Source organism: Nocardioides sp. Leaf307 (assembly GCF_001423135.1).
GTDB lineage: Bacteria > Actinomycetota > Actinomycetes > Propionibacteriales > Nocardioidaceae > Nocardioides > Nocardioides kribbensis.
This window is the reverse complement of the sequence record NZ_LMNY01000001.1, coordinates 121,362-142,934: the sequence shown is the minus strand read 5'-3', so window position 1 is coordinate 142,934 and position 21,573 is coordinate 121,362. Positions and strand designations below refer to the sequence as shown.

The 21,573-nt window shown below is 75.5% G+C and carries 17 protein-coding genes; 9 read left to right on the top strand and 8 right to left on the bottom strand.

Annotation, left to right across the window (positions count from 1 at the left end):
• Window positions 1–58: 58 nt before the first annotated feature.
• The 3 genes from recC to ASF50_RS00600 all read right to left on the bottom strand — a co-directional run bounded on the left by recC (window position 59) and on the right by ASF50_RS00600 (window position 4,785).
• Window positions 59–3,481 carry an exodeoxyribonuclease V subunit gamma gene (gene recC / locus ASF50_RS00610; RefSeq protein ID WP_056903163.1) on the bottom strand — a complete coding sequence of 1,141 codons (3,423 nt, stop codon included), beginning with the start codon at window positions 3,479–3,481 and terminating at the stop codon, window positions 59–61.
• Between the two features lie 119 nt (window positions 3,482–3,600).
• A complete protein-coding gene (locus tag ASF50_RS00605) occupies window positions 3,601–4,092 on the bottom strand; it encodes a PGPGW domain-containing protein (RefSeq protein WP_056863105.1) in 492 nt (163 codons plus the stop codon).
• A gap of 120 nt (window positions 4,093–4,212) precedes the next feature.
• The gene (locus tag ASF50_RS00600; RefSeq protein WP_056903162.1) at window positions 4,213–4,785 is read right to left on the bottom strand and encodes a PGPGW domain-containing protein; all 573 of its coding nucleotides are present in this window, start codon (window positions 4,783–4,785) and stop codon (window positions 4,213–4,215) included.
• Window positions 4,786–4,970: 185 nt separating this feature from the next.
• Between ASF50_RS00600 and ASF50_RS00595 the strand changes: the two genes are divergently transcribed.
• The 3 genes from ASF50_RS00595 to ASF50_RS00585 all read left to right on the top strand — a co-directional run bounded on the left by ASF50_RS00595 (window position 4,971) and on the right by ASF50_RS00585 (window position 8,257).
• The gene (locus ASF50_RS00595) at window positions 4,971–5,873 is read left to right on the top strand and encodes a sulfite exporter TauE/SafE family protein (RefSeq protein WP_056903161.1); all 903 of its coding nucleotides are present in this window, start codon (window positions 4,971–4,973) and stop codon (window positions 5,871–5,873) included.
• Window positions 5,874–6,145: 272 nt separating this feature from the next.
• Window positions 6,146–7,039, top strand: a complete 894-nt coding sequence (locus ASF50_RS00590; RefSeq protein WP_056903160.1) for a hypothetical protein — start codon at window positions 6,146–6,148, stop codon at window positions 7,037–7,039.
• A gap of 249 nt (window positions 7,040–7,288) precedes the next feature.
• Window positions 7,289–8,257, top strand: coding sequence for a hypothetical protein (locus ASF50_RS00585; protein WP_056903159.1), 969 nt, complete (start codon window positions 7,289–7,291; stop codon window positions 8,255–8,257).
• Between the two features lie 151 nt (window positions 8,258–8,408).
• Here the strand turns inward: ASF50_RS00585 and ASF50_RS00580 are convergent, their stop codons facing one another.
• Window positions 8,409–10,274, bottom strand: coding sequence for a flavin-containing monooxygenase (locus ASF50_RS00580; RefSeq protein ID WP_056904156.1), 1,866 nt, complete (start codon window positions 10,272–10,274; stop codon window positions 8,409–8,411).
• 255 nt (window positions 10,275–10,529) lie between these two features.
• Between ASF50_RS00580 and ASF50_RS00575 the strand changes: the two genes are divergently transcribed.
• Window positions 10,530–11,717 (top strand): helix-turn-helix domain-containing protein, encoded by a 1,188-nt coding sequence (locus tag ASF50_RS00575; protein ID WP_056903158.1) that lies wholly within the window; start codon window positions 10,530–10,532, stop codon window positions 11,715–11,717.
• Window positions 11,718–11,843: 126 nt separating this feature from the next.
• Entirely contained in the window at window positions 11,844–12,449 is a 606-nt protein-coding gene (locus ASF50_RS00570) for a hypothetical protein (protein ID WP_056903157.1), read from the top strand.
• Window positions 12,450–12,594: 145 nt separating this feature from the next.
• On the opposite strand, the gene ASF50_RS00565 is transcribed toward ASF50_RS00570, so the two are convergent.
• Both ASF50_RS00565 and ASF50_RS00560 read right to left on the bottom strand, forming a co-directional pair.
• Window positions 12,595–13,686, bottom strand: a complete 1,092-nt coding sequence (locus tag ASF50_RS00565; RefSeq protein WP_235557505.1) for a TerC family protein — start codon at window positions 13,684–13,686, stop codon at window positions 12,595–12,597.
• Between the two features lie 130 nt (window positions 13,687–13,816).
• Window positions 13,817–14,419, bottom strand: coding sequence for a TetR/AcrR family transcriptional regulator (locus ASF50_RS00560; RefSeq protein WP_082500067.1), 603 nt, complete (start codon window positions 14,417–14,419; stop codon window positions 13,817–13,819).
• Between the two features lie 133 nt (window positions 14,420–14,552).
• Here ASF50_RS00560 and ASF50_RS00555 point away from each other — a divergent pair, with 133 nt between their 5' ends.
• On the top strand, window positions 14,553–15,722 hold the full coding sequence (locus ASF50_RS00555; protein WP_056863097.1) for an acyl-CoA dehydrogenase family protein: 1,170 nt from the start codon (window positions 14,553–14,555) through the stop codon (window positions 15,720–15,722).
• 230 nt (window positions 15,723–15,952) lie between these two features.
• On the opposite strand, the gene ASF50_RS00550 is transcribed toward ASF50_RS00555, so the two are convergent.
• The gene (locus ASF50_RS00550; protein WP_056903156.1) at window positions 15,953–17,908 is read right to left on the bottom strand and encodes an acetoacetate--CoA ligase; all 1,956 of its coding nucleotides are present in this window, start codon (window positions 17,906–17,908) and stop codon (window positions 15,953–15,955) included.
• A 46-nt stretch (window positions 17,909–17,954) separates the two neighbouring features.
• Between ASF50_RS00550 and ilvA the strand changes: the two genes are divergently transcribed.
• Both ilvA and ASF50_RS00540 read left to right on the top strand, forming a co-directional pair.
• Window positions 17,955–19,319 (top strand): threonine ammonia-lyase IlvA, encoded by a 1,365-nt coding sequence (ilvA, locus tag ASF50_RS00545; protein WP_082502604.1) that lies wholly within the window; start codon window positions 17,955–17,957, stop codon window positions 19,317–19,319.
• A gap of 313 nt (window positions 19,320–19,632) precedes the next feature.
• Entirely contained in the window at window positions 19,633–20,832 is a 1,200-nt protein-coding gene (locus tag ASF50_RS00540; RefSeq protein WP_056903155.1) for a 4-hydroxybenzoate 3-monooxygenase, read from the top strand.
• 46 nt (window positions 20,833–20,878) lie between these two features.
• On the opposite strand, the gene ASF50_RS00535 is transcribed toward ASF50_RS00540, so the two are convergent.
• Complete coding sequence (locus ASF50_RS00535) at window positions 20,879–21,106, bottom strand: hypothetical protein (RefSeq protein WP_056903154.1); 228 nt, start codon at window positions 21,104–21,106, stop codon at window positions 20,879–20,881.
• 111 nt (window positions 21,107–21,217) lie between these two features.
• Between ASF50_RS00535 and ASF50_RS00530 the strand changes: the two genes are divergently transcribed.
• Entirely contained in the window at window positions 21,218–21,565 is a 348-nt protein-coding gene (locus ASF50_RS00530; protein ID WP_156718016.1) for a hypothetical protein, read from the top strand.
• Window positions 21,566–21,573: the final 8 nt, after the last annotated feature.

Sequence of the window (21,573 nt, the reverse complement as noted above, 5' to 3'; positions counted from 1 at the left end):
TCGGCCCCGTGGTCGGTCCCGGCGCGGTCGGTCGCCGGTGTGCCGGCCTCGCCCGGGGTCACCACGCGCCCTGCTCGGAGTCGAGCAACGGGCTCCACAGGCGCAGGGCCAGGGCGCCGAAGCGGGTGGTCTCGCCGTTGTGCTCCTCGCCCTCGCGGGGGGCCTGGTCGAGACCCGGCACCGGAGCCCCCGGACCCCAGACCCGCACCTGGGCGGGGTCGGAGCACTCACCGGGGAAGCGGTCGTCGTCCCAGTCCCACGACACCTTCTCGAGGGCCTGGTCCTGGGGGGCGCGGGTGCGGCGCTGGGTGGCGTAGCGGAAGGACGACTTCACCGGCAGCGGCAGCGGCTCGCGGCGCCCCTGGTCGAGCAGGGCGACGAGGTCGCGCAGGTGGGTGAGCGCGGTGTGGTCGACGGGGCCGAGCAGCGAGCGGCCGACCGCCTCGCGCGAGCGGCCGTTGGAGGGACGACCCAGGGTGTGGGCGGTCCAGTTGCGGTCAGGGTCGCTGGCGCTGAGCGCCAGGAGCTGCACCCACGACTGGAGGCGGTGGGTGGCCCCCAGGCGGGAGTAGCTCACCGGCACCAGCCGGTCGCCGAAGACCTCCGGCACGGTGCCGCGCAGGCGGCGGCCGCGGCCCAGGTCGACGTCGACGTCGACGGCCCGGGCCTCGTGGCCGCGGCGCTGGGCCAGGCCCTCCGCGGCCAGCGGGGCGGCGCGCTCGACGACCTGGCGCAGCAGCCGCCAGCCGAGCCGACCGGGAGGCAGCACACCGCGTCGCCACTCGCGCTCGGTGGCCCGCGCGGGGTCGAGACCGGCCAGCAGGTCGCGCACGACCCGGTCACCGACCCCCCACTGGGCCAGCTGGTCGATCTCGACCGGCAGCCCGTCGTCGACCGGCTCCTCGTCGAGGGGCAGCGCGACGTCGAGGCGCTGGCGCACGAAGTCGCGCACCGGGTGCTTGAGGAAGGTGGCCAGCTCCTCCAGCGACACGTCGTCGTCGGCGCCGCGCGCAGGGAGCACGCCGGGGACGAAGGGCACGGGCTCGCGGCGCGGACCCGCCGCGGCGCGGGCGCCCGCGAGCGCCGCGGGGTCGAAGGTGAACCCGGCGTCGGGCACGAGAGCGCCGCGGGTGAGGTTGCGGGCGTCGAAGGGCTGCAGCGGGTGGCGCACCCGCACCACGTCGCTGACCCGGCGGGCCTGCACCCCGGTGGCCGCGGGGACGGTGGCGGTGAGGTCGAGGGCGTCGAGCAGCTCGCCCAGGGGCACGGCGGGCGGGCGGGCCTGGCCGGAGTACTCGTCGGCGCCGGCGTAGGTGACGACCAGGGTCTCGGTGGCCGCGAGCACGGCGTCGAGCAGGAGCTGGCGGTCCTCGCTGCGGGCGTCGCGCTCCCCGGTGACCGGGTCGCGGGCGAGCACGTCGTCGCCGTCGACGGCCCCGGCGCGGGGGAAGACGCCGTCGTCGAGCCCGAGCAGGCACACCACCCGGTGGGGCACCGAGCGCATCGGCACCATCGTGCAGACCGTGAGGGTGCCGGTGCGGAAGCTGGCCCGGGTGGGCCGCCCGGCGAGGCGGTCCTCCAGCAGCGCCCGCACGTCGGGCAGGCGCAGCTCGGTCGCGGCCAGGCCGGCGGCGTCCTCGCGCACCCGGGCCAGCTCGCGCAGGGCCTGCCCCGACTGCCACGCCTCGTCGCCCGCCACCGCGGTGAGGTCGCCCAGCCCGGAGGCGAGCACGTCGAGCCAGTGCTCGAGGGGGTGCACGCCGACGAGGTCGTCGGTCACCCGCTGCAGCCGCGCCACCAGCTCGGCCAGCCGCCCGGCCAGCTCGACCTGCCCGCTGCCGACGTCGTCGAGGGGCAGGGTGCGGTCGAGCCAGGCGCCGGCGTCCTCCGACATCGCGACCCCGGCGAGCAGCCGGTCGAGGCCGAAGCGCCACGTGCCGGAGACGTAGTCGGCGAGCCCGAACTCCTCGCGGTGCTCGGCGTCGAAGGCCCAGCGCACTCCCGACTCGCGCACCCACTCGGTCAGCTGCTGGAGGTCGTCGTCACTGAAGCCGAAGCGGCGGCGCACGGGCTCGCTGTGGGCGAGGTCGAGCACGTCGCCCGCGCCGGCGCGGCCGCCGGCGAGGTCGAGCAGACGGGTGGCCACGCCCAGCACCGGGTTGGTGCGGGCCAGGGAGCGGTCGGCGAGGCTGACCCGCAGCCGGTGGGCCGGGTGGCCGTCGGCCCCCACCACGTCGCCGAGCCCGAAGCCGGCACCGACCAGCGGCGCGAAGGACTCGATGTCGGGGCACATCACCAGCACGTCGCGCGGCTCGAGGGTGGGGTCGTCGGCGAGCAGGCCGAGCAGCACCTCGCGCAGCACGTCGACCTGGCGGGCCTGCCCGTGGCAGGCGTGCACCTGCACGGAGCGGTCGCCCGGGGCGAGCACGCGCCCGCCCGCCGGGCCGACGGCGTTGGCGCGCAGGTCCTCCTGGAGCCACCCCAGCAGCGACGGGCGCGACCCGGTCGGGAGCACGGACGGGAGCACGGGCGGGGAGGGCACGGGTGGGGTGTCGGTGAGGTCGACCGTGGCGAGCACGCGCTGCAGCTCGCGGGTGTCGCGGCCCAGGGTGGAGAGCAGGGGGTGCTCGACGCGGCGGTGGGAGGTGTCGAGCGCGCGGGGCACCGGGCCGCCCGCGGTCTCCGCGGCCAGGGCGTCCCACAGCGCGGCCGAGGGGTGCGGCAGCCACAGGTGCACGTCGCGGTGCTCCCCCAGCGCCGCGAGCAGGTCGACCTCGGTGAGCGGGAGCCGGGTGTGGCCGAAGAGGGAGAGCCGCGGGGGCAGGTCGCAGGCCGCGGGGTCCTCGCGCAGCCTGGCCACGGTCTGGGCGTGGCGCTGCGGCGGCGGTGAGCCGACCCGGGCCACCAGCCGGCGCCACAGCTCCGGCTGCCAGGCCAGGTCGGGGGCCAGCGGGCGGCCCGCGCCGTCGGTGTCGCGCCCCGCCGACCAGTCGGCGACGAGGGTGGGGCGCTGCACGGCGTAGGACGACAGGAGGCGGGCCAGCCGCCGTGCGACCGCGAAGCGGCGGCCGCGCCGCAGGTCGCCCTCCTCGCCCGGCGTGTCGCCCTGCCCGGGGGCGGTGTGCCCCAGGTGCAGCGCGAGCGTGCGCGCCCACGGCTCGTCGAGCGAGGCGTCGAGGGTGGCCAGCAGCGGCCAGACCAGGGTGTCGGGGGCCCAGGGGTCGTCGTCGCGGGTGCCGGTCACCTCGGCGACCAGCGAGGTCGGCGAGCGGAAGTCGACGCCAGCGCAGACCCCGTCCTCGCGGCCCGGGGCGCGACCCAGCCGGTGGGAGACCCGCTGGCTCAGCCAGCGCTCCACGCCGCGGGCCGGGACCACCACGACCTCGGTGGCGAAGGGGTCGGCGAGGGGGGTCGCGAGGAGCTCGGCGAGGCCGTCGGCCAGCACGTCGGCGCGGGGCGCACGGTGCAGGGTCAGGGCCATGCGGCGCACCCTAGCCGCCGGTGCCGACAGGCCGGGCGGACCGGTCGGCGAGCGCTCGACGCAGGCTCGAGGCGGGCTCGACGCAGGCTCGGTGCGGGCCCGAGCGGTCCGGGGCCCGCTCAGCCGCTCGTGAGCGGTGACGCCTTGTCGGCCTCGTCGATGTCGCCCTCGAGGGCCTCGACGGCCTCGGGCTTGCCGTGGAAGCGGCGGTAGCTCCACACGATGAGGCCGAGCGCGATGAACATCGAGGCGACCTGGGTGATGCCGGTGGCCAGCCCGCCGGGCAGCCACCAGCTGTCGGCGAGGGTCCACCAGCTCGGCGGCGGCGGGTCGCTGATCCACAGCACGCCGCAGGCGCCGACGACCAGGGCCACGAGGGTCGAGGCGACGATGCGGGGCCAGGTCTCCACGCTCTCCGCGGCGCCCTTGAGCGCGCGGTACTTCAGCGGCTCGAGGCGGCGCTCGGCCCACTCGTACTGCTGGGAGAGCACCGCGACCCCGGCGAACATCAGGATCAGCCCGGGGCCGGGCAGGACGAGGGCAGCGATGCCGACGACGAGGAGGGTCCAGCCCACGACCTCGAGCGTGACGCGCCTGGCGGCGCCCTTCACGGCCTGACTCCTGCACGATGCATGGCACGAGCATCCCAGAAGAGGCCAACTCCCGCGCCCCTCTCCTCCGAGACCGTCACCACGACCTCGCCACGAGGGTGCGACGGCGGGGCGACGACCTCACCCGACCGCCCCGCTGCGCCGGCCCTGCGACCGGTCCGGCGACCGGCCCCGCGACCGGCCCCGCGACCGGTGCGGCGGCGCGTCCTGCGGCGCTCCCGACGCCCCCGACGCCCCCGTACCGCGCGCGCCGAGCGCCTCGGTGACGCCGTGGAAGCGGCGGTGGGCCTGCACGGTGAGCCCCAGGGCCACGACGCCCGACACCAGCTGGCCGACGCCCGCCCAGGCGCCGCCCGGCAGCCAGGTCCACGCCGGCAGCACCCACCAGGCGGGCTGCGGCGGCGCCCAGAGCCACAGCAGCCCGCTGAGCCCGAGGGCGGTGGTGACTGCGACGGTCGTCAGCGTGCGCGGCCAGGTCGCCACGCCGCGCGCGGCCTCCCGCAGCGCGAGGCGCCGCCAGGGCTCGAGGCGCGCCGCGGCCCACGGGTCGTGGCGGGCCAGGAGCGCCGCGCCCACACCGAGCAGCAGCAGCCCGGGACCGGGCAGCGGGAAGAGCACCACGCCGAGGGCGACCAGCAGCCAGCCCGCGCCCGACACGAGGACGCGGCGCACGGGCGCGGGGGTGACGGGCATCCGGACACGGTGGCCGACGTCGGTGAACGGCGCGGGAGCGGCAGGCGGCGGGGGCGCGACGCGCCGAGGGATTTCCCCTATCGGAGCGATGCACTGCATAATGATTAGTAATTCACTACGCTTTACATCTCTCATCGACCACGTCGGGCCTGGGTGCGGGTCCGAACTCACCGATTGGCTCACTCATGCGCAAGCTCCTGGTCCTCGGATTCGTGGGCCTCCTGGCCCAGCTCATCGACGGCTCGCTCGGGATGGCGTACGGCGTCACCTCCTCGACGCTCCTGCTCGCCGCGGGCGTCGCCCCGGCCGCCGCCTCCGCCGCCGTCCACTTCTCCGAGATCGGCACCTCGCTGGTCTCCGGCTTCTCCCACCACAAGCTCGGCAACGTCGACTGGCGCACGGTCTCGATCCTGGCCATCCCCGGCTTCGGCGGCGCCTTCGTCGGTGCGACCTTTCTGGCCAGCCTCGACGGCGACACGGCCAAGCCGTGGGTCGCCGGCATCCTGCTCGCCCTCGGCATCTACGTGATCTGGCGCTTCCTGGTGCTCGGCGGGCGCCGCCCCACCTTCAAGTCGCGCCCCTCGGCCAAGATGCTGGCCCCGATGGGCGTCGTCGGCGGCGCGCTCGACGCCATCGGCGGCGGCGGCTGGGGCCCGGTCGGCACCACCACGCTTCTCTCCTCGGGTCGCCTGGAGCCCCGCAAGGTCGTCGGCTCGATCGACACCTCGGAGTTCGTCGTCGCCGTCGGCGGCTCGCTCGGCTTCATCCTGGCCCTCGGCTCGCAGGGCATCATGTGGTCCTACGCCGCGGCGCTGCTGGTCGGCGGCGTCATCGCCGCCCCCATCGCCGCGTGGCTGGTCAAGAAGCTCGCCGCCCGCGTGCTCGGCGTCGCGGCCGGCGGTCTGATCGTGCTCACCAACTCCAAGACCATCGTGGAGTCCTTCGGCGCCTCCGGCACCACCGTGGTCGCCGTCGCGATCGTGGTGGGCGTGCTGTGGATCGCCGGCATCGTGTGGGCCGTCAAGCAGGAGCGCCTCTCGCGCGAGCTCGCCGCCATGACCGACGAGCAGAGCCTCACCCCGGCCTGATCCCCGCCTGATCCCCGCCTAATCCCCGCCTGATCCCCGTCTGGTCGACGCGTCGGCCCGACCCCGCGAGGGGCCCGGCCGCCCCTCCCACCAGTCCCTCGCCACGGCCCGGTCGCACCCGCGACCGGGCCGTGGCGCGTCACCGGGGCGCTCCGGGCCGGCGCGGTCCAGACCACCCGGTGTGATGTGGGCGACCTCGCCCGCGCCCCGTCACGCGGTCGTAACGTCCGACGGGTCGCCGGCCCCCCGAGCCGGACGGGAGAGGGAGAACCATGATCCGCAGCATCCTGCGCCTGGGCCTGGCCGCCTGCGCGAGCATCCTGCTCGCCGTCGGCCTGCTCAGCGCCGCCACCAGCACCGCCACGGCCGCCCCGGCCGCCGCCCCCACCGGCCTCACCGCCGCGCGTGCCGCCGACTGCAGCACCCAGCAGGCCCAGGTCGACAAGGCCCGCACCAAGCTGGCCGAGGCCCGGGCGAAGGACCGCCGCGCGGCCCGCGCCGTCGAGCGCGCCCAGCGCCGGGCCGACCGCGCCGACACCCGCGCCGAGAAGGCCCAGGCCCGCAAGCAGGTCACGGCGGCCAAGGAGCGCAAGGCCACCACCGCGAAGGGCAAGAAGGCCCAGCAGCAGCGGGTGGCCCAGGCCGAGCGGCGCCTCGCCGCCTGCGAGGCCGGCACCGAGCCGGAGCCCGCCAACGCCCTCCAGCCCGCCTGCGACGCCGGTCTGCCCCAGGAGATCTGCGACGCCTTCGCGACCCTGCCCACGCCCGGCGGCACCGGTGGCGAGAGCCCCATCCAGGCGCTGTGCGACCTCGGACTGCCCCAGCCCATCTGCGACGCCGCCACCAGCCTCCCCTCCGTGCCCAGCACGCCGGGCGGCGGCGACAGCCCGATCCAGGCCCTCTGCGACGCCGGCCTGCCCCAGCAGATCTGCGACCTCGCCGCGGGCGGCATCCCCACCCTGCCGAGCCTGCCCGGCATCCCGACCGACGGCACCGACGTGCCCGCGATCCCCGGTTTCCCGGCCTTCCCCGGGCTGGAGGACCTCGACGCGCTGAGCACCCTGCTGCTCGCCCTGCTGCCGGCCGACTTCCCGGGCCTCGAGGCCGTCTGCGACCTCCCGGTCGTCGGCGCCGCCCTGCAGCCGGTGTGCGACCTGCTGCCCTGATCCACCCCGTTCGACCCACGACGACCCACGACGACCCACGACGACCCACGACGACGCCGCCACACCGCCACCGGGTGGCGGCGTCGTCGTACGCCGGGGTCCTGAGCGCCCCGCGCTGGTCCAGACCGGTGCGGCGACTCGCCCGAAAGCAAAGAAATACCGGCCTCGGGGCCGCTAGACCGTCTTCAGACACCACGGACAGTCTCGGGACACCACGGGCCGGCACACGTCGGCGAGGAGGGAAACCCCATGATCCGCACCAGCACGAAGGCGGTGGTCACGGCGCTGCTCGGCATCGCCATGGTCGTCGGCTTCGCCACCGTCTCGACCGCCGGCTGGGCCGGGAGCCCCGGCCGCACCACCGCCGCCGCGGCGTCGTGCACGGCCGAGCAGCAGAACGTCGCGAGCGCGCAGGAGCGCCTGGCCCAGGCCAAGCGGGCGGTGGCCCAGGCCACCAAGCGCGTGAAGGCGGCCCAGAAGAAGGTCCGCGCCGCCGAGACCCGGCAGCAGCGCACCACCGCCAAGCGCCAGCTGGCCCAGGCCAAGCGCACCCGCAGCGCCGCGCTGGACACCAAGATGGACCGCGCGGCCGAGCTCTCGCGGCGCCAGCGCGAGCTCGAGGCCTGCCAGGCCTCGCCGACGGCGAGCCCGACCAGCAGCCCGACCTCCTCCACCAGCCCGTCCAGCAGCCCCTCGAGCAGCCCCTCGAGCAGCCCCTCGAGCAGCCCCTCGAACAGCCCGTCGGCCAGCACCACCCCGACCCCGACCCCGACCAGCACCGGCCCCGTGCAGCCGGTCTGCGACGCCGGGATCCCGCAGGCCGTCTGCGACGCCCTGGCCACGCTGCCGCTGCCCGGCGGCACCGGGGGCCCGAGCCCGATCCAGGCCCTGTGCGACCTGGGCCTGCCGCAGGCCATCTGCGACGCCGCCAGCGCGCCCAACCTGCCCGACGGCTCCGCGGCCATCCAGCCGCTGTGCGACGCCGGCCTGCCCCAGGCCATCTGCGACCTCGCCGCCGGCGACGTGCCGAGCCTGCCGGGCCTGCCGGGCATCCCCGGCGTCTCGGGCCTGCCGATCGATCCCTTCGGTGGCTTCGAGGGCCTGCCGAGCCTGCCCCCGGGCGGGCTGGGCGGCCTCGACTCCGCGTGCACGCTGCTGGAGACCGTGCCGATCCTGGGCGACGCCCTCCTCGGACCGGTCTGCGACCTGCTCCCGTGAGCGACTGACCGACCCGCACCACCGCACCTGGCACCACCGAGCGCCGCCACCCCGAGGGGGTGGCGGCGCTCGCGGCGTACCCGGCCCTGACGCGCGGGCGCCGGCTCGGGAGCCGGCCCGGCTGGTCGGCCCAACTGATCGGCCCAGCGCGTCAGCTCAGGTGGTGCACCTCCTGCAGGGCGTAGACCGGGGTGTCGAGGCCCTCGTGGCGGGCCTTGAGCTGCAGGGCGAGGTAGAGCGAGTAGTGGCGCGACTGGTGCAGGTTGCCGCCGTGGAACCACAGCCCGGGCTGCTGCGTGGGCTTCCACATGTTGCGCTGCTCGCCCTCCCAGGGGCCGGGGTCCTTGGTGGTGTCGGAGCCCAGGCCCCACACCTTGCCGACCCGGTCGGCGACCTCCTGGCTGATGAGGTCGGCGGCCCAGCCGTTCATCGACCCATAGCCCGTGGCGTAGACGACGAGGTCGGCGCGCAGCTCGGTGCCGTCCTCGAGCACCACGGAGTCCTCGGTGAGGTGGTCGACCTGGCCGTGGGCCAGCTTCACCTCGCCGTCGGCGACCAGCTCGGCGGCGCCGACGTCGATGTAGTAGCCCGAGCCGCGGCGCAGGTACTTCATGAACAGCCCCGACCCGTCGTCGCCCCAGTCGTGACGGAAACCGGCGCGCTCGAGGCGCTCGTAGAAGTCCTTGTCGTCCTCGGCCATCGCCTGGTAGGCGGGGATCTGGAACTCGTGCATGATCCGGTAGGGCAGCGAGGCGAATATCAGGTCGGCCTTCTCGGTCGTCACCCCGGCCTCCAGGGCCCGCTCGGAGTAGAGGTCGCCCAGCCCGTGCTCCATCAGCGAGCCGCTCTTGACGATGTGGGTCGAGCTGCGCTGCACCATCGTCACGTCGGCGCCGTGCTCCCACAGCGCGCCGCAGATGTCGAAGGCGCTGTTGTTACTGCCGACCACCACGACCTTCTTGCCGGCGTAGGCGTCGGGCCCGGGGTGGGCCGAGGAGTGGTGCTGGTCGCCGCGGAAGACGTCCTGGCCCGGGAAGGACGGCAGGTTGGGCTTGCCCGACATGCCGGTGGCGAGGACGAGCTGCTTCGGTCGCAGCGTCAGCGGCGTGCCCTCGCGCTCGATCTCGACGGTCCACTCCTGGGTCTCCTCCGACCAGCTGGCCGAGGTGGCCACGGTCGAGGACCAGTAGGGCACCTCCATGACCTTGGTGTAGGACTCCAGCCAGTCCGCGATCTTGTCCTTCGGGGCGAAGACCGGCCAGTTGTCGGGGAACTTGAGGTACGGCAGGTGGTCGTACCAGACCGGGTCGTGCAGGCACAGCGACTTGTAGCGGCTGCGCCACTGGTCGCCGGGGCGGGGGTGCTTGTCGATGACCAGGCTCGGCACCCCGAGCTGGCGCAGCCGGGCGCCGAGCGCGATGCCGCCCTGGCCGCCACCGACCACCAGCACCGCGGGCTGCTCGGTGGAGCCGAGGCTCTCGGCCTCCTGCTGGCGCCGCTCGGCCCAGGTGGTGCGGTCCTTGCGGGCGCCGTGCTCCGCCCCAGGCGGACGGCGCAGCCCGCGCGGCTCCTCGTGGCCCTTGAGCTCGTGCAGCGTGGTGAGCAGCGTCCAGGCGCGCCACTCGCCCTCCTCCTCGACCAGGCGCAGCAGGCCGCGCCCGCGACCCACCGCGGTCTCGAACTCGATCCAGGCCGTCACCACGCCGTCGGCGAGGTCGGCGGGCTCGGCGGTCGTGAAGCCGGTGGGGTCGGTGCGCTCGAGGTTGTGCTCGAGGAGGTCGGCGACCCCGGACCGGTCCTCGACGGTGACCAGGTTCCAGGTGAAGGAGACCAGGTCGCGCCAGAAGCTGGTCGTGGCGAAGCAGTCGGTGGCCGCACGCACGTCGCGGGCGCGCAGGGCCGACTCGAAGCGCTCCAGCCACTGCGTGGCGACGCGCTGGCCCTCGCCCCCGGACGGCTCGGTCGAGGTGGGCGGCTCGGTGGCCGGCTCGATGGCCGGCTCGACGGTCTGGGTCATGCTGCCTCCGGTGGTGCGCGGACGGATCGGGACCACGGGTCCCGGACGTGTGACGTGGGGCCTGTGACCCACAGCACACCGCGCGCGACGGCGCAGCGGAAGGGTTGCAGCGCGTTGCACCGCCTCCGGCGGAGCGGGCACCGGCCCGGCGCGGACGTCCACCGGCCCGTCCACAGGGGCCGTCCGGCCTGTGGCGCGCGTCACGCCCGCGACCTACGATCGCGGTGACGGGGCGGACCGGGTGGGAGGTGGAGCGTGGTGCACGCGCAGGCGTCGGGAGCCGACCTGGCCGAGCAGGCCCGCGCGCTGACCCGCATCCACGACGCCGTGCTGGGCGGGTCGCGCCCGCCGCAGCGACCCCGCGCCCTGGTGGCCCGCTCGTGGTCGCGGGTGATGCGCCTGGGGCTCGACCCCGACGGCGACAACGCGCGCGACCCGCTGCCGACGGCCGACCTGGAGCTGCGTCGACGTACGTCGCGCCTGGCGCTGGTGGTCGACGAGGTCCGTCGGGTGCTCACCAGCGTCGCCGACGCCTCGCAGTTCCTCGTGGTCGTCTGCGACGCCGACGGGGTCATCCTGTGGCGCGAGGGCGCCGCCCGGGTGCAGCTGCACGCCGACGGGCTCGGCTTCTCCGAGGGCGCCACCTGGACCGAGGAGGTCGTCGGCACCAACGCGATCGGCACCGCGCTGGCCGAGGCCGCGCCGGTGCAGCTGTTCTCGGCCGAGCACTTCGAGCACAAGCAGCACGCGTGGTACTGCACGGCCTCGCCCGTGCACGACCCCCGCACCGGCGAGCTGCTCGGCGTCGTCGACGTGTCCGGGCCCGCGCTGACCCTCCACCCCGCGCTCGGCGCCCTGGTCGACAGCGCGGTGCGCCTCGCCGAGGCCGAGCTGTGGCGCCACCACCAGCAGGGGCTGGAGCACCTGCGCCGCGCCGTCGAGCCGGTGGTGGGCGGTCTCACCGGGCCGCTGCTGGTGGTCGACGACCACGGCTGGGTGGCCCACCACGCCGGCATCGCCGCCCGCGACCGGATCGAGGTGCCGGTGGCCCACCGCGCCCTGGCCGTGCCGGGCCTGGGCTCGTGCGTGCCCGAGCGGCTGGCCGGCGGCTGGCTCGTGCGGCCGCGCGGCGGCACCGCACCGGTGACGGCCCGGCTCGTCGACGACGCCGCCGGGCGGCCGGTGCTCGAGGTCGACGCCGGCAGCGGCGCCTGGCGCTCCCCGCTCACCCGGCGCCACGCCGAGATCCTGGTGCTGCTGGCCCGCCACCCCCACGGCCTCACCGCCGCCGCCCTGAGCACCGCGCTCTACGGCGACGCCGAGCACCTCGTCACCGTGCGCGCCGAGGTCTCCCGCCTACGCCGCAGCGTCGGCGCCCTGGTCTCCACCCAGCCCTACCGGCTGGCCGACGACGTCGTCCTCCTCGTCGATCCCCACACCTGAGGCAGCGTGTCCGGCTGATCCGGCCGAACGCCCACGCGACCGCTCCGGCGGGCCTACCCTGCGAAGAACCCCAGTCCACCGCCGCCGGCGTCCGACGTCGCGCGGCGACCCCCAGGAAGCCGCGCCATGACACCAGAGCCCGCACGGACCCCCCGCCCCACCCCGGACGCACCCGTCGCCCCCGTCGCCCTCCGGCGCCGCACCGGTCGGCCGGCGGCCGTCTCGGCGCTGCTCGGCGTCCTGCTCCTCAGCGGGGCGGTCGTCGGCGGTGTCAGCGCGATCGCGGTGGCCGACACCGGGTCGAGCCCGCGCGCCGCCGCGACCGCGACCAGCACGCCGACGTCGTCGAGCACGTGCCCCGAGGAGGCCGAGGCCGTCAACCGGGCCCAGACCGAGTACGACACCGCGCAGGCCCGCTACGAGCGCGCCCAGGAGCGTGTCGTGCGCGCGAAGGCCCGGCTGAAGGCGGCCGACACGGCCAAGGAGAAGAAGGCCGCGCGCGCCAACCTGGAGCAGGCGAGGAAGAACCGCGAGCAGTCGGAGGTGCAGGTCGGGCAGAAGGAGAAGGCCCTGGAGCAGCGGCAGAAGGAGCTGCGCCGCTGCGAGGAGCAGAACCCGCCCTCCCCCACCGCGTCGCCGACGACGTCGCCCACGGCCACCCCGACCGACGACCCCGGTCTCTGCCTGCCCGAGCTGGGCCTGCCGCTGCCCCCGATCTGCCTGCCGCTCTGACCCGGGCGCGACCCCGTCGCGACCCCCGCCGCCCGTCGCCCGCCGGGCGCACCCGTACGACGCACGAGGCCCCGCCGACCACTGCGGTCGACGGGGCCTCGTGCTGTGCGGTGGGCCGGTCCGGGGGTGCCTGACCGGCGCCGGCTCAGCGGCGGCTGAGCGTGTCGGGGTCGTCGAGGTCGCTGGCGAACTCGTCGACCGGGCCGGTCGCGGCGGCGTCGGCCGTGGCGCTCTCCCCGGCGGCCTTCTCGGCCTTGGAGGAGGCAATGAGGCTCGTGACGGTGGTGAACACCAGGATGCCGACGATGACGCCGAGCGAGGCCAGGGTCGGGATCTCGGGCACCGAGCTCCACTCCATGTGGGCCCAGTGCAGGACCAGCTTGACGCCGATGAAGCCCAGGATCGCGGCGAGGCCGTAGGACAGGTGCACGAGCTTGGCCAGGGCGCCCTCGAGCACGAAGTACAGCGCGCGCAGGCCGAGCAGGGCGAAGGCGTTGGTGGCGAAGACGAGGTAGGGGTCCCCGGTGATGCCGTAGACGGCCGGCACGGAGTCGATGGCGAAGACCACGTCGGTGGCGAAGACCGCGACGACGACCAGCGCGAAGGGGGTCAGGGCCCGCTTGCCGGCCTGCTTGACCGTGAGCTTGGGGCCGACGTACTCGTCGGTGACGGGCATCAGCCGCTTGGTGAGCTTGACGATCTTCATGTCGGCGACGTCGGTGGTGTGCTCGTTGCCCGACAGCGCGTCCTTGAGCAGCTTGGCGCCAGTGAGCAGCAGCACGAGGCCGAAGACGAGGAAGACCCAATCGAAGGCCGACAGCGCGGCGGCGCCGAGGGCGATGAAGATGCCGCGCAGGACCAGCGCGCCCACGATGCCGTAGAGCAGCACGCGCTGCTGGAGCGCCTTGGGCACCGCGAAGGCGGCGAGCAGCAGCATGAAGACGAAGAGGTTGTCGACGCTCAGCGCCTTCTCCACGAGGTAGCCGGTGTAGTACTCCACACCGCGCTCACTGCCGTGCTGCGACCAGACGTAGCCACCGAAGGCCAGCGGCAGGGCGACGTAGAAGATCGACCACAGGGTGGCCTCGCGCATCGTGACCTCGTGGGGCTTGCGCGTGGCGATGAAGTCGAGCACGAGCAGGCCGACGACGGCGGCGATGGTGACCGCCCAGAGCGTCGGGGTGCCGATCGTGTCGATGACCAGCACCGGGGGTGCGGCGGGAAGGGTGATGGACACAGGTCTCCTCAAGCATGGTGGCTTGAGGTCTCCCCCGCCCGGATCGCTCCGGGCGTCCAACCGGGACGTCCGCGGGGACGTCGTACTGACCGGATGGGCCTTGGGTGGGGTACTCCCCTCGGGATGAATGTTAGCCAGGCAGCGCGCGCCGCTCCAAACCGTGCACCACCAGGTCGGCCAGGCGGCGGTACGCCGAGGCGTCGTCGAGCCCCGTGGCCTCGCCGATCGCGCCGGACTGGATCGCGGTCATCACCTGCGCGGTGGCGGCGCCGACGAAGGTGGCGTCGACGGGTCGCAGCGCACCCGCGGCGACCCCGTCGGCGACGAGCTCCTGCACGCGGCGGGCGGCGTGGCGGGTGTTGTCGCGGTAGACCTCGCCGGCCGGCGCGTAGGCCTCGAGGTCGGCGTGGAAGCGGGCCGAGGCCGGCTCGAGCTCCTCGGCCACGGCGGCGAGGTAGACGGGGATGCGCTCCCCGGGGTCGGGCTCGGCGTCGACACGGGTGGCGATGCGCTCGGCGGCGCGCTGGAAGTAGCGCCGCACGGCGGCCTGGATCAGCTGCTCCTTGCTGCTGGCCACGTCGTAGAGCGTGGAGCGCGAGCAGCGCAGCCGGGCGGCGAGGTCGCCGACGCCCAGGGCGAGGAAGCCCTCGGCGAGGTAGAGGTCGACCAGGCCGTCGAGCAGCTCGTCGCGGCGCACGCGGGCCCGGTCGGGCTGCACACGGGTCGGGGTCACCTGCCGAGGGTAGCGCCGGGAGACGGCCGCTCCGGCTGGCGATCAGTACTCAGCGGCGTACTCTGGTACTAACCAGCGTCCTCGCCCGACGCAGCGGTCGTCCCACCGCCCGACCCCACCCCTGGAGGCCCCCATGCCCGCACGCCGCGTCCTCGCCACCGAGGAGTCCGTCGACCTGCTCCGCCTCGTGCGGCAGATCGCCGCCGACGAGCTCGCCCCCCGCGCCGCGGAGGCCGAGGCCGACGAGGCCTTCCCCCGCGACGTCTTCCGGCTGCTCGGCCGCTCGGGGCTGCTGGGCCTGCCCTACCCCGAGGAGCAGGGCGGCGCCGGGCTGTCCTACGAGGTCTACCTGCAGGTGCTCGAGGAGATCGGCGCGGTCTGGTCGAGCGTCGGCGTGGGCGTCTCGGTGCACGCGCTGTCGTGCTTCGGCCTGGCGCAGTTCGGCACCGACGCCCAGCGCGAGCAGTGGCTGCCCGACATGCTCGGTGGCGACCTGCTCGGGGCCTACTGCCTCTCCGAGGCCCACGCCGGCTCCGACCCCGCCGCCATGCGCACCACCGCGAGGCGCGACGGCGACGAGTACGTCCTCGACGGGGCCAAGGCCTGGACCACCCACGGCGGGCAGGCCGACTTCTACAAGGTGATGGCCCGCACCAGCGACGAGGGCGCCCGCGGGATCTCCTGCTTCCTGGTGCCCGCCGACGCCGAGGGGCTCTCGGCCGACGCCCCCGAGCGCAAGATGGGCCTCACCGGCTCGGCCACCGCCACCATGCGCTTCGACGGCGTGCGCGTGCCCGTCGAGCGGCGCCTCGGCGACGAGGGCGCGGGCCTGCGCATCGCCCTCGCCGGCCTCGACTCCGGACGCCTCGGCATCGCCGCCGTCGCCGTGGGCCTGGCCCAGGGGGCGCTCGACAAGGCCGTCGCCTACGCCCAGGAGCGCGAGACCTTCGGCAAGCGGATCATCGACCACCAGGGCCTGGCCTTCGTGCTCGCCGACATGGAGGCCGCGGTGCAGTCGGCGCGCGCCACCACCCTGCACGCCGCGCGGCTGCGCGACGCCGGCCTGCCCTTCGGCCGTGAGGCCTCGATCGCCAAGATGGTCGCCACCGACCAGGCCATGAAGGTCACCACCGACGCCGTCCAGGTGCTCGGCGGCTACGGCTACACCCGCGACTTCCCCGTCGAGCGCTACATGCGTGAGGCCAAGGTCATGCAGATCTTCGAGGGCACCAACCAGATCCAGCGCATGGTCATCGGCCGCTCGCTCGACAAGGACCCCGGCGGCCAGATCACCCTGGCCTGAGCGCGCCGGCCGGGTCCGCAGCGGTACGGCGGTCGGCGTGCGGCGGGCGGGGCGGTGGCCGCTCGCGCAATTGCGCCGTTCCAGCAACTGGCCGACCCGCCCGCCCGCTCCAACCACGCAAACCTCGACCCCCGGCGGGCGGCCGCCCGCGCAATTGCGCCGTTCCAGCAGCCCACCGAACCACCCACCCGCTCGGACCACGCAGACCTCGGCCCGACGATCGGGGTCTGTCAGCGGCGCAGGGCGACGAACTGCTCCAGGGCGCTGGGGTCGTCGACGGACTTGGCGTTGGCCGCCTCCTCGGGAGGGAGCCCCGAGAGGATCCGCTTGACCGGCACCTCCATGCGCTTGCCGGTGAGGGTGTGGGGCAGTCGCTCGACCACCACCACGTCGTCGGGCACGTGGCGCGGGGAGAGGTCGGTGCGGATCGCGGTGCGCAGCCGGGCGACCACGTCGTCGTCGACGACCGCCCCGGGCGCGGCGACCACGAAGAGCGGCATCCAGTAGCCGCCGCCGGGCTCCTCCAGGCCGATGACCAGGGAGTCGGCGACCTCGCCGAAGGCGTCGACGACCTCGTAGATCTCCGCGGAGCCCATGCGCACGCCGTAGCGGTTCATGGTGGCGTCGGAGCGGCCGTGCACGACCAGGCTGCCGCGCTCGGTGACGGTCACGAAGTCGCCGTGGCGCCACACGCCGGGGTAGGTCGAGAAGTAGGCGTCGGCGTAGCGCGAGCCGTCGGCGTCGTCCCAGAAGAGGACCGGCATCGAGGGGATCGGCGCGGTGACCACCATCTCGCCGACGTCGCCCACGACCGGTCGGCCCTCGGTGTCCCACGACTCCAGCGCCACGCCGAGCAGGGGGGCCTGGATCTCGCCGGGCACGGCCGGCAGCGTCGCCACGCCGCCGGCGAAGGCCGAGCAGACGTCGGTGCCGCCCGTGGCCGAGGCCAGCCACACCGCGGGCAGCCGCTCGTTGACCCAGGCGGCCGTCGACTCCGGCAGCGGCGACCCGGTCGACCCCACGCCGACCAGCGACGCGAGGTCGAGACCGGCGAGGTCGAGGTCCTGCTTGTGGCTGCCGGCGAGGTAGGCCGCGCTCGTGCCGAGGTAGGTGAGCCGCTCGGCCTCGGCGAGGCGCCACGTCGCGTCGGGCGCGGGCCAGATGGGACTGCCGTCGTAGAGCACGATCGTGGCGCCGAGCAGCAGCCCCGCGACCTGGGCGTTCCACATCATCCAGCTGGTGGTGGTGAACCAGTGGAAGCGGCTGCCGGGGCGCAGGTCGAGGTGGAGCGCGGCCCACTTGAGGTGCTCCAGCACGATGCCGCCGTGGCCGTGCACGATGCCCTTGGGACGCCCGGTCGTGCCGGAGGAGTAGAGCACCCACAGCGGGTGGTCGAAGGGCACCGGGAGCGGTGCGGGCTCCACCGGCGCCGCCACCACCTCGTCGTACGACGCACCGCGCGCACCGCCCGCGGCCGGGTCGAGGTGGCCCACCAGCAGCCGGGCGCGCAGGCTCGGCAGGGCGGCCGCCAGCTGGTCGGCCTCGGCGGTGCGGTCGTGGCGGCGCCCGCCGAAGTGGTAGCCGTCGGCGGTGACGAGCACGACCGGGTCGAGCTGGGCCAGGCGGTCGGCGGCGCCGGCCGGGGAGTACTCCATCGAGCAGGCCGACCAGGTCGCGCCGAGGCCGGCGGCGGCCAGGAAGCAGACGACGGCGGCGGGGAGGTTGGGCAGGTAGCCCGCGACGCGGTCGCCGGGCCCGACGCCCTGCTCGCGCAGCCAGGCCGCGACGGCGCCGACCTGGCCGCGCAGGTCCTCCCAGGTGAGCTCGGCGCGGGTGCCGTCCTCGACGACGAGCACGACCGCGACGCCGTCGCCGCGGTGGCGCAGGACGACGTCGGCGTAGTTGAGGGTGCTGCCGGGGAACCACTGCGCGCCCGGCATGGCCCGCGAGCCGAGCACGGGCGCGCCCGGGACCCGCTCCAGGGGCACGTCGAAGTAGTCGACCAGCGAGCCCCAGAACTCCTCGGGCCGCTCGACCGACCAGCGGTGCAGGTCGGCGTAGGGCTCGGTCTCCGCGCCCGCCGGCCGCAGCCCGTGGGCCACGAGCCAGGCCTGGTAGTCGCGCAGCACACTGGCCTCGACCAGGTCGGCGGGGGGCGTCCAGGCGGAGTGGGGCTGCGTGGTCACGGGGTCCTCCCGAGGGGTCGGCGGCACGTGCCGACATCATGGACCCATGAGCCAGCCCCCTGTGACGCCGGGCACCTCCGGTGCCTCCGGCCCCGACGCCCCCGCCCCGGGCGAGCGCGGCGCCCCCGCGGTGACCCCGGCCGACGTCGACCGCGCGGCGGTGGGCCTCGCCTCGGTGGTCGACCCGACCCCGCTGCACCGCAGCGACCGGCTCTCGGCGCTCACCGGCCTCGACGTGTGGCTGAAGCGGGAGGACCTCCAGCCCGTGCGCTCCTACAAGCTGCGCGGCGCCTACACCCTCATCAGCCAGCTCGACGACGACGCCCGTGCCCGTGGCGTGACCTGCGCGAGCGCCGGCAACCACGCCCAGGGCGTGGCCTTCGCGTGCGCCCGCGCGGGCGTGCGCGCCCGGGTGCACCTGCCCCGCACCACGCCGCGGCAGAAGCGCGACCGGGTCGCCGCCCTGGGCGGCGACATGGTCGAGGTCGTCATCGGCGGCGACACCTACGACGACGCCGCGGCCACCAGCCGCCACTTCGCCGAGACCACCGGCGCCACCCCGGTGCCGGCCTTCGACGACCCCCGCACCATCGCCGGCCAGGGCACCGTGGCCACCGAGGTGCTCGCACAGCTGGCCGCGGCGGGGCGCCCCGACCCGGCCGCGGTGGTCGTCGCCGTCGGCGGGGGCGGGCTGGTCGCCGGGGTGCTCACCGTGCTCGCCGAGCGGGCCCCCGGCGTGCAGGTGGTCGGCGTCGAGCCGGCGGGTGCGGCCAGCATGGCGGCCGCCGTGGCCGCCGGCGAGCCCGTGGAGCTCGCCGACCTCGACGGCTTCGTCGACGGCGCCGCGGTGCGCCAGGTCGGACGCCACACCTTCGACGTCGTGCACCGCCACGCCCCGCACCTGCTCGCCGTGCCCGAGGGCCTGGCCTGCGTCGAGATGCTCGACCTCTACCAGTCCGACGGGATCATCGCCGAGCCCGCCGGGGCGCTGGCCACCGCCGCGCTGCGCCTGGGCGCCGACCCGCTGCTGGCCGACCCCGTGCTGGCCGGCCTCGCCCCCGGCTCGACCGTGGTCGCCGTGGTCTCCGGCGGCAACAACGACGTCAGCCGTTACGCCGAGATCGTGGAGCGCGCCCTCGTGCACGAGGGGCTCAAGCACTACTTCCTCGTGGAGTTCCCCCAGGAGCCCGGCGCCCTGCGTCGCTTCCTCGACGAGGTGCTCGGCCCCGACGACGACATCACGCTCTTCGAGTACGTCAAGCGCAGCAACCGCGAGACCGGCCCCGCGCTGGTCGGCGTCGAGCTCCAGGACGCCGCCGACCTGCCCGCCCTGCTCGCCCGCATGGATGCCTCGCCCCTGCGGGTCGAGGTCGTCGCCCCCGACAGCCCGCTGTTCCGCTTCGTGCAGTAGGCGGTCCCGGGCGCGGGTTTCGCCAGCCGGCTGGCGAAACCCGCACCTGTCGGCCCACGCGTCGGCCGACAAGTGCGGGTCCGGGCCGACCGGTGTGACGGGTGGGGCGGGCGGGGCGGCCGCGGGTACGGCGGCAAGAGCGCGCCGCCCGCCGCGGCCCGGGAGGTGGCGGCTGGCCGCGTGGGCGCGGGTTTCGCCAGCCGGCTGGTGACACCCGCACTGGTCGGCCCACGCCGCGGCTCGGGCGGCGGCGGCTTCCACCCACCGGAAGCCGGCGACGGGAGCCGGGCCGGGGGCGCCGTACGGTCGCGGTGTGAACGCCGTCACCCCCGAGACCACCCGCGTCGGCATCGTCGGCGGCGGGCCCGCCGGCCTGATGCTGTCGCACCTGCTGGCGCTGGCCGGCATCGACTCCGTCGTGGTGGAGGTGCGCGAGCGCGCGGTCATCGAGCGCACCCACCGCGCGGGCATCCTCGAGCGCGACAGCGTGCGGATGCTCGTCGACGCAGGGCTCGACCGGGTGCTGCGCGACGGCCACGAGCACCGGGGCATCGACCTGCGCTTCGGGGGCGCCAGCCACCGCGTCGACTTCGCCGACCTGGTCGGTGCCTCGACGTGGCTCTACCCCCAGACCGACGTCTTCCTCGACCTCGCCGACGCCCGCGAGCGCGACGGCGGCGACGTGCGCTGGGGCGTCACCGACGTGGAGGTCAGGGGCGTCACGCGCGACCCCGCCGACCGGCCGGTCGTCGCCTTCACCGACGCCGAGGGGCGGCGGCGCGAGGTGCGCTGCGAGGTGGTCGTGGGCAGCGACGGCTCGCGCGGCATCTGCCGCGACCTGGTGCCTGAGGCCTCGCGGCGACGCTCGTTCCGCGAGTACCCCTTCGCGTGGTTCGGCATCCTCGCGCAGGCGCCCCGCACCCTCGACGAGCTCGTCTACGCCCGTGGACCCGAGGGCTTCGTGCTGGTGAGCTCGCGCACCGACGACGTGCAGCGGATGTACGTGCAGTGCGACCCCGCCGACCGCGTCGAGGACTGGTCCGACGACCGCATCTGGTCGACCCTGCAGGCGGGGGTCGCCGGCGACGACGGCCTCGCGCTGGCCGAGGGGCCCATCCTCGAGCGGACGGTGCTGCCCTTCCGCAGCTTCGTGCAGGAGCCGATGCGCTGGGGCGCCCTCGTGCTCGCCGGCGACGCCGCCCACACCGTGCCGCCGACCGGGGCCAAGGGCCTCAACCTGGCGCTGGCCGACGTCCGCGTGCTCGCCGAGGCCCTCGAGCGGACCCTCCTGGGCGACGACGCCGACGCCCTCGACGCCTACTCCGCCCGCGCCCTCGAGCGGGTCTGGCGCACCCAGTACTTCTCCTACTGGATGACCACCCTGCTGCACCGCCTGCCCGGCGCCAGCGCCTTCGACGAGCGCCGCCAGCTCGCCGAGCTCGAGACCCTCGCCTCCTCCCGCGCCGCCTCCACCCACCTCGCCGAGTGCTATACCGGCTGGCCGACGGGCTGAGCCGCGACTGACCGGGCGGCGACCGACCGGGCGGTGACGCCCGGGCTTAGTCGGGGGTCGGGGTGGAGCCGTGCCGGGTCTCCTCGGGGGCCTCGGTGCGCTCGTCGGAGTCGGCGAGGATCGCCGCGGCCTGCGCCTCGGGGTCGTCGCTGCCGGCCTCCTGCTCCTCGGGGAGCAGCTCGGCGCGGGTCTCGACCCGGTCGGGGTCGTGCCCGGCTCCGGGCGTGGTCGCGTCGTCGGGGCGGTCGGCCTGCTCGTCCTCGCCGTGGCTCATGCACCGAACCTAGCGCGGGCGGCCCGGGTCAGCCCCCGTGCTCACCGAGCGCGGCCGGCGGTACGACGGGGCCGGCCCGGGCTGTCGGCGGGGGCGGGCACGATGGGCGGCATGAGCGAGCCGATCGACGTCCCGAGCTCCGTGGTCCTGGTGGTGGGCAGCGAGCAGTTCACGCCCCCCACCACCTTTGAGGGGCTCTCCTGCGCGGCCTCCGACGACTGCGTCGCGGTGGTGGTGAGCAGCCCGCTGGTGGTCGACTTCGCCGGCGCCGCGCCGGGCGACGCCACGGTGGACCTCGGCACCTTCACCCTCGCCACCGAGGGACAGCTCTCGGTGCGCGACGTCTACAACCGCGGCTTCGAGTCGGCCGGTGTCGAGCCCGGCGCGGTCAGGCTCACCGTGTGGGGCGACCGCGCCGACGAGCCCGGGCGGATCGTGGTGCAGGTCCACCCCGACTGAGCGACCGG